General features: G+C 47.9%; 13 protein-coding genes. 12 read left to right on the top strand and 1 reads right to left on the bottom strand.

Features of this window, described 5'->3' with window-relative positions; translation table 11 throughout:
• Positions 1-82: 82 nt before the first annotated feature.
• From plsX to EOPP23_RS19695, 11 genes are all read left to right on the top strand, one after another.
• Positions 83-1,123: a phosphate acyltransferase PlsX gene (plsX, locus tag EOPP23_RS19745; RefSeq protein ID WP_228550810.1), complete on the top strand. Its 1,041-nt coding sequence runs from the start codon at positions 83-85 to the stop codon at positions 1,121-1,123.
• A gap of 311 nt (positions 1,124-1,434) precedes the next feature.
• Positions 1,435-2,367, top strand: a complete 933-nt coding sequence (gene fabD, locus EOPP23_RS19740; RefSeq protein WP_153767721.1) for an ACP S-malonyltransferase — start codon at positions 1,435-1,437, stop codon at positions 2,365-2,367.
• 20 nt (positions 2,368-2,387) lie between these two features.
• Complete coding sequence (gene fabG, locus EOPP23_RS19735; protein WP_153767720.1) at positions 2,388-3,134, top strand: 3-oxoacyl-ACP reductase FabG; 747 nt, start codon at positions 2,388-2,390, stop codon at positions 3,132-3,134.
• A gap of 193 nt (positions 3,135-3,327) precedes the next feature.
• Positions 3,328-3,561 carry an acyl carrier protein gene (gene acpP / locus EOPP23_RS19730; protein ID WP_153767719.1) on the top strand — a complete coding sequence of 78 codons (234 nt, stop codon included), beginning with the start codon at positions 3,328-3,330 and terminating at the stop codon, positions 3,559-3,561.
• A 243-nt stretch (positions 3,562-3,804) separates the two neighbouring features.
• Positions 3,805-5,058, top strand: coding sequence for a beta-ketoacyl-ACP synthase II (gene fabF, locus EOPP23_RS19725; RefSeq protein WP_153767718.1), 1,254 nt, complete (start codon positions 3,805-3,807; stop codon positions 5,056-5,058).
• A gap of 156 nt (positions 5,059-5,214) precedes the next feature.
• Positions 5,215-6,045, top strand: a complete 831-nt coding sequence (gene pabC, locus EOPP23_RS19720; RefSeq protein WP_153767717.1) for an aminodeoxychorismate lyase — start codon at positions 5,215-5,217, stop codon at positions 6,043-6,045.
• A complete protein-coding gene (gene mltG, locus EOPP23_RS19715; RefSeq protein ID WP_153767716.1) occupies positions 6,038-7,096 on the top strand; it encodes an endolytic transglycosylase MltG in 1,059 nt (352 codons plus the stop codon). Before pabC ends, mltG begins: the two co-directional genes overlap by 8 nt.
• On the top strand, positions 7,097-7,738 hold the full coding sequence (gene tmk / locus EOPP23_RS19710) for a dTMP kinase (protein WP_153767715.1): 642 nt from the start codon (positions 7,097-7,099) through the stop codon (positions 7,736-7,738).
• Positions 7,738-8,730: a DNA polymerase III subunit delta' gene (locus EOPP23_RS19705; RefSeq protein ID WP_153767714.1), complete on the top strand. Its 993-nt coding sequence runs from the start codon at positions 7,738-7,740 to the stop codon at positions 8,728-8,730. The genes tmk and EOPP23_RS19705 overlap by 1 nt, the downstream gene beginning before the upstream one ends.
• 76 nt (positions 8,731-8,806) lie before the next feature.
• Positions 8,807-9,145 carry a PilZ domain-containing protein gene (locus tag EOPP23_RS19700; protein ID WP_153767713.1) on the top strand — a complete coding sequence of 113 codons (339 nt, stop codon included), beginning with the start codon at positions 8,807-8,809 and terminating at the stop codon, positions 9,143-9,145.
• 192 nt (positions 9,146-9,337) lie between these two features.
• Positions 9,338-10,330 (top strand): hypothetical protein, encoded by a 993-nt coding sequence (locus tag EOPP23_RS19695; RefSeq protein WP_153767712.1) that lies wholly within the window; start codon positions 9,338-9,340, stop codon positions 10,328-10,330.
• Positions 10,331-10,388: 58 nt separating this feature from the next.
• Here EOPP23_RS19695 and EOPP23_RS19690 read toward each other — a convergent pair whose 3' ends face one another.
• Positions 10,389-11,654, bottom strand: a complete 1,266-nt coding sequence (locus tag EOPP23_RS19690; protein ID WP_194842689.1) for an alkaline phosphatase PhoX — start codon at positions 11,652-11,654, stop codon at positions 10,389-10,391.
• Between the two features lie 210 nt (positions 11,655-11,864).
• Between EOPP23_RS19690 and EOPP23_RS19685 the strand changes: the two genes are divergently transcribed.
• Positions 11,865-12,644 (top strand): TatD family hydrolase, encoded by a 780-nt coding sequence (locus EOPP23_RS19685; protein WP_153767710.1) that lies wholly within the window; start codon positions 11,865-11,867, stop codon positions 12,642-12,644.
• Positions 12,645-12,695 lie beyond the last annotated feature (51 nt).

The raw sequence follows: 12,695 nt of genomic DNA, 5'->3' as shown, positions 1-12,695 counted from the left end.
ACGACTTTTATCAGTCAGTTAAGCTTGCTTAAGGATTACCGGACGCGTCAGTGTCCGGTGCCAGGGATAAGGAAAAGTAACATTGAGTGCTGAGCGAACTTCTAAAGTGACCGTCGCGCTGGATGTTATGAGCGGGGACGAAAGTCCCCGTTCTCGTATCCGGGCTGCCGTCCGGGCGCTCGATAAATACCCTTCGCTCAATCTGATACTGGTCGGTGATCAACCGCTGGTTGAAGCATTTCTTTCTGATATCAAATCGTACGATAGTTCTCGTTTTTCTATTCAGCATACAGAGACAACGGTTTGTATGGATGAAAAACCTTCCCAGGCGATTCGCTCAAAAAAAGCATCTTCCATGTGGTGTTCTCTTCAGCTGGTTGCTGAAGGAAAGGCTTCTGCCTGCGTAAGTGCCGGTAATACCGGAGCATTGATGGCTATGGGGTGTTTTGTTTTAAAGACATTCCCCGGAATTGCCCGACCCGCGATTTCAGTGACGATTCCGACTCGTGAGGGTGGTGCACTGTTGATGGATGTGGGGGCTAATGTTGATTGCAGTCCCGAGCATTTGTATCAGCTGGCCGTCATGGGAAGTCAGCAGGTGGTTTCGGTTAAGGGCGTTAAAAAACCGCGAGTAGCTTTACTGAATATTGGTACAGAAGAGCAAAAAGGAAATGAGCAGGTCCGTAAAACTCATGTCCTGATGTTGGAAAAGCAGCTGCAGCATCAGGAGATGGATTATATTGGCTTTATTGAAGCAAATGATCTTTTTGTTGGTAGGGCGGATGTTGTTATCTGCGATGGCTTTGTCGGTAATGTAGCGTTGAAAACTGGTGAGGGTGCCATCAGTATGATTCAGGATGGCTTAAAAGAGGCGTTCAAGGCATCATTCTGGGGGCGTCTGCTTTATCTGCTGGTTTTACGGCAGTTGCAGTCTTTTCGTCGCCGTGTTGATCCGGTTCTTAATAACGGTGCCAGCCTTTTAGGGTTGAACGGAACTGTTATAAAGAGTCATGGAGGTGCGGATGAAAAAGGTTTTTACAAGGCTATTTGCCAGGCAGTGAGAGAGTCTGAGACTAAAGTTCCATCTAATCTGGCTTCCCGCCTTGAGGATGTGCTGGTATAACCTTATTGCTCTCCAATTGCCTGATGTTTTTGAAAGAGTGTTTTGAAAAAAGTGTTTCGAAAGAGCTCATTTTTTAGCTGGCTGTAGTGGTTTTTGCGTAATAGTGTGTGGCTCAGGTAAAGAGTTGAACCTTCATAGTGTTTTTTCTTTGCAGTTGGAAACATAAATTTACTCACCTTGGGCAAGAGTTTTTCTATAATTGCCTGAGTTTTTTTCAGTGAAAGAAAATCAGAGTTGTTGGTAGTCGATTTTCTTTTGTTTGTTCACGGCTGTTTTTACGGCTGCTTATTCATAGAATACGACGCATCGCAATGACGGATTTACTTGCATTTGTTTTTCCGGGACAGGGATCCCAGGCAGTGGGTATGCTCGCTGACCACGTTGAAACTCCCATCGTCAGCCAAACCTTTGCTGAAGCGTCTGAAGTGCTCGGCTTCGATTTGCTGAACATGATCAGCGAAGGGCCGGCGGAAGAGTTGAATAAAACCGAAAACACTCAGCCAGCTCTGATGACGGCCAGTGTTGCACTCTGGCGTTTATGGCAGGAGAAGGGTGGTGAGAAGCCAGCTTTTGTTGCCGGTCACAGTCTGGGTGAATACTCAGCACTGGTGTGTGCCGGTGTTATGAATTTTAAAGACGCTGTACGAGTTGTTCGTCAGCGTGGCCTGTTTATGCAGGATGCTGTACCTGCAGGTACAGGTGCCATGGCGGCGATTCTTGGTCTCGACGATGAGAAAGTGATCGAGGTTTGTCAAGCTGCGGCTCAGGGGGAAGTGGTTGAAGCAGTAAACTTCAACTCCCCGGGTCAGGTGGTTATTGCCGGTGGTAAAGAAGCTGTAGCAAGAGCAGTAGAACAGGCTAAAGAAGCCGGCGCCCGCAAGGCGTTGCCTTTGCCGGTTAGCGTACCTTCGCATTGTGCGCTGATGAAGCCTGCGGCTGAGCGTCTGGCTGTTGAATTGGCCAATATTGAGCTTTCTGCTCCGACCATTCCAGTACTCCAGAATGTGACTGCAGAGCTGTGCGCTGATCCTGAGCAGATTCGTCAGAATCTGGTTGCACAGCTATACAGCCCGGTACGTTGGGTAGAAACCATTACTGCCCTGACTGAAGCGGGTGTCAGTCGTTTTGCGGAATGTGGTTCCGGCAAGGTGCTGGCAGGTTTGAATAAGCGTATTGTTCGTCGTGCCCCTGTGGCCATTCTGGAATCTGCGGCAGCTTTTGAAGAGCTGCAGGCAACCGAGTAAAAAAAGGACAGGATATAAACATGTCAAACCTTGAAGGTAAGGTTGCCCTGGTTACCGGTGCCAGCCGTGGTATTGGTAAAGCAATTGCGATTGATCTGGGTAAAGCCGGTGCCGTTGTTGTTGGTACTGCTACCACAGAGGGTGGTGCTGAACGCATCACTGAAGCGTTTAAAGAAGCAGGTATTCAGGGGCGCGGCATGATGCTGAACGTTTCTGACGCTGACAGCTGTGTCTCTGTGGTTAAGGCGATTACTGCAGAGTTTGGAGCGCCAGCGGTACTGGTTAACAATGCCGGTATCACTCGTGACAATATCCTGATGCGTATGAAGGATGATGAATGGGATGATGTGGTTAACACTAACCTGAGCTCTATCTTCCGCATGAGTAAGGCGGTTCTGCGTGGCATGACCAAAGCTCGCTGGGGACGCATCATTAATGTCAGTTCTGTTGTTGGCTCCATGGGTAATGCCGGGCAGTCCAACTATGCAGCAGCTAAAGCCGGTATTGAGGGCTTCAGCCGCTCACTGGCAAAAGAAATTGGTTCTCGTAATATTTCTGTGAACACGGTGGCACCAGGTTTTATTGATACCGATATGACCAAGGATCTGCCGGAAGAGCACAGAACCCTGTTGCAGTCTCAGGTGCCAATGGCGCGTCTGGGTCAGCCAGAAGAAATTTCCGGTGTTGTAGCGTTCCTGGCCAGCGATGCGGCAGGGTATATTACCGGTGAAACTATTCATGTAAATGGCGGGATGTACATGGGGTAACGCCCCTTGCCTGCATGATTTTTGTGATGGTTTAGTAGTTGTTTAGTAGAAATAACGCAGTAATATTCGCGGCCAGTCCTTGAAATTACTGCAATCGTTTATATATAGTTATTGACCGCGGCTGGCATGGCCTGGAACAGATGCTCCAAAACATGAAAGTCGCACCTGAATATCGATAGGAGCACCACCAGTAATGAGCACCATTGAAGAGCGCGTCAAAAAGATCGTTTGCGAACAGCTTGGCGTTAAAGCAGAAGAAGTGACCAACAGTGCGTCTTTCGTAGAAGATCTGGGCGCTGACTCTCTGGACACTGTAGAGCTGGTGATGGCTCTGGAAGAAGAGTTTGAAACCGAGATTCCAGACGAAGAAGCTGAGAAGATCACCACCGTTCAGGAAGCTATCGACTACGTCGTATCTCACTCCTGATTGGTTTCAGGGGGCAGCGTTAAGCTGACATCCTGATCAACAAAAGCCGTGCGCAGTTTTCTGTGTGCGGCTTTTGTGTGTTTACAGCATAAGAAATGGTTTGCGGTAAAAAATGCCGTTGAAGGTATTCCGGTCTCTATCGTTGAGTCTTTATCAATGTCACAATAATTTCATCTCGAGTCCGCAGAGTGATAATAGAGTAGGGCATAGAGAGAAATAAACGGCGCCTGTAAGGAGAGGGTTTTGACGCACAGAAGGGTAGTGGTTACAGGTTTGGGGGCAGTGTCTCCTGTTGGTTTGACAGCGCAATCGAGTTGGCAGTCGGTATTGGCAGGTGAAAGTGGCATCAGTCGAATCGAGCATCTGGATGTTGAGAAGCTGCCCGTAAAAATCTGTGGTGCAGTAAAAAACTTTAATGTGTCTGATTGGCTGAATCCTAAGGATGCCCGAAAAATGGATGCTTTTATTCAGTACGCTATGGCTGCTGCAATGGAAGCAATGAAAGATGCCGGGCTCCATGGCAGTGATTTGCTGCAAAGCGAGAATGTGGATCGTTATGGTGTGGTCATTGGCTCGGGTGTTGGCGGCTTGACCAATATCGAGCAAAGCTGTAATACCCTTGAAAACTCCGGTCCTCGTCGTATATCTCCTTTCTTTGTTCCCTCTGCCATCATTAATATGGCATCTGGTTGGCTTTCCATGCATTACAACCTACAGGGACCTAATTTCGCTACTTCAACGGCCTGCGCATCCGGCAGTCATGGTCTGGCTTTGGCGGCTCGAACCATTGCCTATGGTGATGCCGATATTATGGTGGCCGGTGGTGCCGAAAAAGCCTCTTCAATGTTAGGGATGGCTGGTTTTGCTGCGGCTCGTGCCTTGTCCACACAGAATGATGATCCGGAAAAGGCCAGTCGCCCATGGGATAAAGATCGTGATGGCTTTGTTCTGGGTGATGGTGCTGCTGTGCTGGTGCTTGAAGAGTATGAGCATGCAGTGAAGCGCGGAGCGACTATTTACGCTGAGCTAAGCGGTGTTGGTATGAGTGGTGATGCTTATCATATGACGTCACCACCTGAAGACGGTCGTGGTGCAGCTAAAGCGATGAAGGCTGCTTTGGCTGATGCGGGTGTTTCGCCGGATCAGGTTTCTTACATTAATGCCCACGGTACGTCGACTCAGGCGGGTGATCTTGCTGAAACCCGTGCTATTTATTCGGTGTTTGGTGAATCGGCAGCAAGGATTCCTGTAAGTTCTACCAAATCCATGACGGGGCATTTGTTGGGAGCGGCCGGAGCGCTGGAGTCTGTGTTTTCGGTTCTGGCATTGCAAGATAATAGAGTGCCACCGACGATTAATCTGGAAAACCCTGATAAAGGCTGTGATCTGGATTATGTGCCAGGTGTTGCCCGTGATGTTGCATTAGAACATGTTTTGAGTAACTCTTTCGGGTTTGGTGGTACTAATGTTTCTTTGCTGTTTTCTCGCTTGAAGTGAGTTTTTCATATGTCGGCTGAAACAAGATTACTCTTTCCGCTCGGCTGACCCTCCGTGGTCAGACTCGCTAGCAGACCATCCATGGTCTTTGAAAGAGTAACCTTGTCTCAACCTTCTTCAGGTTCTCTCGAAAACTGCTGATTTCTGGAAGGTTTGATGTCTGGTTATCCTGTCTGGGTAAATGGTGTAAATGAGTCTGTCCTGCCGGTAACAGATCGCGGTCTGGCTTATGGGGATGGCTTGTTTGAAACCATTCGAGTCGTGAATGGTTTACCAACGCTTTATGATCTGCACCTGACTCGGCTGGCAGAGAGCGCTTCTTTTCTGGGAATAGATTTATCTGTTAAACAGCTGAAGACTGAGGTTGCTGGTTTTTTGCAGGCTGTAAATCAACCCGGCGGTATTCTGAAAGTTATTCTTACCCGTGGCTCAGGTGGTCGTGGGTATAATCCAGCGGGTTGCAGTGATTCCAGTCGAATATTGTCTTTTCATGACTTGCCTGATTATGGTGTTGCTCCGAGAGAACAAGGTATACGACTGTTTCCTTGTGAAACCCGTTTGGGGCAATCAGTGCTGGTGGGTATGAAACACTTGAATCGTCTTGAGAATGTAATGGCTCGCCGCGAATGGGCTGCTGAAGCAGGTTGCCTTGAAGGGTTGGTGCAGGATTTTGACGGTCACATTATTGAAGGTACCATGTCGAATCTGTTTTTTGTTCAGAATGGTATTTTAAAAACACCGCATTTGAGCCGTTGTGGTGTTAAGGGTGTTTGTCGGGAATATATTCTGGATAATGCAGCGCTCTGGGGTTTGAAAATAGAAACGGCTGACTATTCGTTTGCTGAATTAGCTGCAGCGGATGAAGTGTTTGTCTGTAACAGTGTTAATGGTGTCTGGCCTGTTACCGGCTGTGGAAATAAAAGCTGGGCTGTAGGGGAGGTGACCTGCAGGGTCAGGGATAAGTTAATGGAAGTAATAAATGCTTAAGAAGATACTGCTGGCCGCTATTGCTGGCATGCTGTTGCTGGCGATTGCCGTAGGTGTGGCCTGGAAGCTGATGGATGATTTTGGTAATCAGCCAGTTGAAGCACCGGAAGGCGTGAAGAGTCTGGAGTTCACCATAGAGACGGGTGATTCCATGAAACGGGTAGCTGCTCGCCTGTCCAGCGAAGGTTGGCTGGAAACTCCCGAGTTTCTAGAGGTGTTGGCGCGGTTGGAAAAGGTAGCGGTTAGAATCAAGGCGGGTGAGTACCTGATTCCTGCCGGTGTCACGCATCGAGAGTTGTTGCAGCTGTTTACTGAAGGTCAGGTTCGTTCTTTTGAAGTATCGTTGATTGAAGGTCAGGCTCTCATGGAGGCTTTGGAAGAGCTCAATAGTCAGGAAAAGCTCAGTGAGCCTCTTGATCAGAAAGCCTTTCAGACTTTATTGAAAGAGCTGGGTATTGCAGGGAATCCGGAAGGTCTGTTTTATCCTGACACGTTCTTTTTCCATTCGGGGGATACTGTGACCTCTATTCTGATTCGTTCCAGGGAGCGAATGAAAGAGGTGTTGGCTGAAGAGTGGCAGAACCGGGCAAAAGATCTTCCCTATAAAAGTGCGTATGAAGCTTTGGTAATGGCGTCGCTTATAGAGAAAGAGACGGGTGTTACTTATGAGCGCCCCGAGATTGCTGGTGTATTTGTTCGTCGTCTGCAGAAAGGCATGCGCCTGCAAACCGACCCTGCAGTAATTTATGGTCAGGGTGAAAACTATAAAGGTAACCTGACTCGGCGTATGCTGAGAGAGAAGACGCCCTATAACACCTATATGTTGAAAGGATTGCCACCGACGCCTATTGCTTTTGTCGGTCGTGAAGCCATTAATGCAGCATTGCACCCCAAGGATGGCAAGTCCCTTTATTTTGTTGCCAAAGGGGACGGTACCCATTACTTCTCTAACAGTCTGGTGGAACATAACCGGGCGGTGAGGAAGTATCAGATTTATCAGCGTCGCTCTGACTATCGTTCATCTCAGAGTGCGCCAGTGGAGAATCAGTAAATGTCAGGTTTTTTTCTGACGATCGAAGGTTGTGAAGGTGCCGGTAAAAGTACGGCGGTTAACCTGATTAAAGAGTGGATGTCTGAAAAAGGCATTGAGTTCACTGAAACTCGTGAGCCTGGTGGTACACGGGTGGCTGAGGATATTCGCAGCCTGTTATTAAGTCATCACGGCGAAGCTTTGTCGGACACCACAGAGTTGTTGCTGATGTTTGCCGCTCGTTCGCAGAACCTGTTTCATAATATTGAACCGGGCATGACAGCGGGTAAGGTAGTTATTTGCGATCGATTTACCGATGCAACCTATGCCTATCAGGGCGGTGGTCGTGGTCTGGATCAACAGCAGATTTCAACGCTGGAAAACCTTGTTCAGGGCAGTCGTCGCCCGGATATGACGATTTTGATGGATGTTGATCCTGAAGTCGGTATGGCACGTGCCCGTGGTCGTGGCGAACTGGATCGTATCGAGCAGGAAAAAATGGATTTCTTTGAGCGGGTTCGGGAAGAGTATCTGAATCGTTCCAAAGTCTTTTCTGAGCAATACGAAGTCATTCATGCCGGAGGATCCCTGGATAATGTCAAACAACAAATTCTATCGGTGCTGGATCGCCGACTGGCATCTCGAATAAAGGGGCGCATCTGATGCAGGCCTGGCAGCCTTTACCTTGGCAATCGTCACTCTGGCAGCAGCTGGTACATTGTCATCAGACCGATAATCTGGCTCATGCTTATCTGCTTCGCGGAATGCCGGGTGTTGGCAAGGTACAGTTTGCCAAAGCTTTTGCTGCCTACCTGCTTTGTAAGTCTCCGGTTAATGATCAGGCCTGTGGCTTCTGTAAAGAATGTGACCTGCTGAAAGCGGGGTCCCATCCGGATATTGCTATTGTTGAGCCTGATGATCCCGGTCGTCCTATTCGTATTGACCGGATTCGCCAGCTTAATGAGTTTGCACACAAAACGGCTCAGCAGGGTGGTCGCCGAGTGATTGTGATCAATCCGGCGGAAGCGATGAACATCAATGCCTCTAATGCTCTGTTGAAGTGTCTCGAAGAGCCCGGTGAAAACACCGTGTTTCTGCTGGTCAGTGCCCGTGCCGGTGATATGTTGCCAACCATTCGGAGTCGCTGTCAGCAGTTGAAATTCAGCACGCCTGATCGGCCTTCTGCAGAGCAGTGGCTTACCCGTCATCTCGATAATCATGCTGATCAGGTCGCTATGTTGCTGGACCAGACAGGGGATGCACCACTGGAGGCAAAGCGTTTTGCTGATGAAGGTCTGCTGGAGAAGCGTCTTGAGCTGGCCCATTGTGTGAAAGGTTTGTTCAAGGGCGCTATGGCTCCGGTTGAGCTGGCGAAAGACTGGCAGAAAAGTGATCTGGTGTTGACTCTCGCCTGGCTGATCAGTTGGCTGGAAGATTCTGTCCGGCTCGAGCAGGGTGTGGCTGAGTCAGATATTCGAAATACCGATCAGGCCAAGATGCTCCGTTATATTGCCACCAAGGTATCTGGCAGGGCTATTCTTGAAGAGAGAGACTGGTTGATCAAGCAGCGTCAGTCTTTACTGGAAGGCGGTAACCTCAACGGTCAGATGTTGATGGAAGGTGCTTTCAGTCGATACCTAGAGTTAGTGCTTTAAAAAGAGCTTTAAAATAGCGCTCTAGTGTTGAGTTTTTACTTTTAAACTATGAATTCCAAATAAAAGGAGAGTTAATATGGCCAGAGGAGGGATGTCAGGCATTCTGTCACTGACAATCAAGGACTCATCTTCGCTTTACTCATCCTATATGCCCTTTATTAATGGCGGCGGATTGTTTATACCGACTTCCCGTGAATACAATCTGGGTGATGAAGTCTTTATCCGTCTGACTCTGATGGATGAAGCGGATAAATTGCCGGTACCGGGCAAGGTGGTCTGGATTACCCCTCAGGGTTCGTCCCGTATGGCGGGTATTGGTGTTCAATTTACGGATCCGACCGATACAGTTCGCACCAAGATTGAAACCTATCTGGCGGGTGCGCTTAAGTCGGATAGAGAAACCAGTACCATGTAGTTATTTCATGTGGCTATTTCATATAGCTATGTTCCCAGCCAGTATCGAACGATTCTGGCTGGCTCTTTTGTTAGACCTCTTTCTATAGTCATCCTCCTTTAATTAATCTTGTTATTCCTGCTAACGCTGCTGTCATGCAATCGCTGAATGCTATCCCTTATGCTGTCCCAAATACACAGGGAGGTAGGTGTTATGGCTATATCTATACCTGCTCTGCATGGCAGTTCGAGAGAGGTTTTTGAAGCCGTTGCCGGTGTCGGTCAGTCGGCTAGTGAGCTGTTGAGGCAGGGTCGACGGAAGGTTTCCGCTCTTAAACAAAAGGCTCAAGGAAAGATGTTGAAGTTTGCGGGTGAGCATCCGGTTGCTGTACAGCGATTAAAGAAGGCTGGTTGTTACCTGATAAGGGCAGTTGAAACAACTCGTCAGGGCGTTGTTGTTTTAACTCAAGGCGTTGCTGCTTTACGTGACCGTGTGGGCCATAAAGTAGATTGCGCAAAACGGTATATTGAAACTCGTAATCCAATTCTGGCAAAGACAGCTCATACGATATTTCAGTTTGCTGTGCACCCACTGGCTGCAGCTGTGAAAGGCGGTTGTACGGGGTTAGGGGTGTGGGTTGCAGGTATGCTGACTGTTGGTGTGGCGATGGAGCCATTAATTCTGCCTCTAGTTATAGGTGGCTTGGTAGCAGGGGCAGGGATAGGGCTGACCAAAGCTGTTGTTAATTCAGTCCGGTATGTTGTTGATCTGGATGGAGCTAAAAAACGACCTGTTCTGGCTAAGGCTTTGAGCCTGTATGACCGTGTAGCAGCCAGAGTGAGGAAGTTTGATAACTATCTGGAAAATCTGACGCCTGCACTGGCTATTTCTTACAAGTTTGTAAAGGAGATGTCCAAAGGCTGTGTGAGAGGTTTGACCTTGTTGGTTGGAGGTGGTTTTGGTGCTGCCTTGTTAGATGATTACTTGCGCACCCCCTTTTATGGTTGTTGCTATAACAGTGCTTCTTTTGCAGTTGTTAATGCAATGGTGGGGTTAACGTTGGCAGGAGCCTTCATGGTTGGGCCGGGATTTGCTCTCTGGAATACGGCGAAGTTTGCGCGAGATAAACTCTGCAAGGTGGTTGAGCCTGTTGAGGTTTTGAAACAGGGTTTGGTTGGTGAAAATGATCTGGGGGTTATGGTTTAGCTTGTAACTTCAGAAGGTTAAAGGCTATGCGGCGGCTTTATGTCGCATAGCCTTATAATCAGGATGTGAGCATCTGGAAAGGTCCGGTGATGGCTATGGTCAGGCCGTCCTCTTGCAAATTAAGGAATAATATTCTTCCATCGGGGGAAAAATTCACTCCTGTGATTTCGCTATGAGACAATCTATTTCTGGCCAGATTGAAAACCTGTCCTTTGTTGTTAATCAAACTTATGTAGTCTGTTTTTCGGCCATCTTCTGAGATAACCAGGTCTCCCCATGGGGCGACGGCAATATTGTCAGGAAATGCGATAGAAGAAAGTCTGCCTGATTCATGTACAAGCTTTAATTGGTTGGTAGGCTTGTTTAAATCGGTGAGTTGAAATATTTGTCCTTTTTCTAGTTGTCCGCCCTCTGTAGCAGAAAAATATATGACTCCATTATGAAACCATAAACCTTCTCCTCTGTGGATAAGAGCTGCGCCTTTTTGTTGACCTTGTAGCCTGCAGGTATCATCCATTGAATTGGGTTCATCAATATCGACCCAATGAATACTGTAGTTGGTATTGGCTCTGATATTTCTGCTGGTACTGAATTTAGGTTGTTCAGAAATGGCCATGGCTTGAAGCTGGCCAAAGCCAAAGGGAGTAGACCTGTCTGCTGGCAAGTATCTATAAAAGCAGCTGTCATCTCTGTCTTCGGTCATATAGCTGATGCCGGTACGAGGATCAAAAGCAAAAGCTTCACGATAAAATCGCCCCAGATTGGTCAATTTTTTAGGAGGAGATAATTTGGAAGCGCGATAGTCGCAGAGAAAAGCGTAACCATGCCCTTTGTCGGTACTTTCTTCACAGGAGATCCACCCCCAGGGTGATGGACCGCCGGCGCAGTTTCTGGTTGTACCCGCTAAAACCAGATTGCTGCTTAATACTTTCAGATTGTCCGGGCGAATAACGAGGCGACTAACGCAGCCATAGCTAGCTGGGTCATACAATAGCTCTTTTGTTGTAGTGGTTAATGTTGGACTGTTTTTTGAGTTCCACTGATCCAGTTCATGGTTTCTCATTAGAACGATATTGCCTTTGTCGTCCAGAAATGAAGCCATGCCGTCCGGGCTGCCGGGTACCATATAGCCATCAGACATTCTGTCATTGCAGGTTTGAAGAACCTTGTATGTAAAGCCTTCGGGTAAATCGAGAATATTATTGGTATCTTGCCTGAGAGGCTTGAAGAAGTTTCCGGTGCGGCATCCTGTCAATGAACCAAGAGCTCCTAAGGCTAAAAATGAAGAACTGCTTTGTAAGAGTTGACGTCGGTTGATAGCCATAGCGAGTATTTCCTGAAGATATTGTTTGATACTAAGCAGGACCATGTGACATCAGTGTTATCGGTTGAGAGGAAGGTTTCACCAGAGGTGGTTTGGTATCAGAGGCGGTTGTTCTGTGAGGCGTGGCTAATGTCAAAAATGAGGTTTCTAATTTAAGCGGTTTATACTTTATTATGTCGCGCTTGTTTTTGATTGATATTTGAAGGATTCATGTTGATAGATTCTCACTGCCATATCGACCGCCTTAAACTGGATACCTATGATGGTGATCTGGATAAGGCGGTAGCTGCCGCAAAAGAGGCGGGCGTTGACAAAATCCTCTGTGTTGGCATTGATCTGGAACACGCTGACCAGGTGGTCGGTATTGCCGAGAAATATCAAGATGTTTTTGCATCAGTAGGTATTCACCCGCTGGAGAAAGACGCTGCTGAACCTGATCTGGAAACCCTGCTGAAATATGCAAAGCATGAAAAAGTGGTGGCCATTGGTGAAAGTGGTCTCGACTACTATTACTCCGCTGATAATAAGGAAGTACAGCGGGAGCGTTTTCGCATCCACCTTCAGGCCGCCGCTCAGTCTCAACTGCCGATTATTGTTCATACCCGTGATGCCCGTGAAGATACGCTTGATCTGATCAGGCAGCATGGTGATCTGGATAGAGCAGGCGTACTGCACTGTTTCACCGAAAGTCTGGAAATGGCTCAGGCAGTCATGGAGATGAACTATATGATCTCTATTTCCGGTATCGTGACCTTCAGAAATGCCAGTGAGCTTCGGGAAGTGGTTAAAAATATTCCCTTAGATCGATTGCTGATTGAAACGGATTCTCCTTATCTTGCGCCAGTCCCAAATCGTGGCAAGCCTAATGAACCCAAGTACTTGCCGGATGTCGCACGATGTGTGGCGGGGCTTAAGGGTGTAACTGTGGCTGAACTGGCGGAAGCCACAACGGCAAACTTCTACCGCTTGTTCCCGAAAGCTCTGCGATAAACCCTTATCCCTTGATGGTTATGTTTTTTGTTATGATCATAACTATCAAGG

This window comes from Endozoicomonas sp. OPT23 (genome assembly GCF_009653635.1).
Lineage (GTDB): Bacteria > Pseudomonadota > Gammaproteobacteria > Pseudomonadales > Endozoicomonadaceae > Endozoicomonas_A.
Note: the sequence above shows the minus strand (reverse complement) of the source record. Positions and strands in the feature narration are given on the sequence as shown.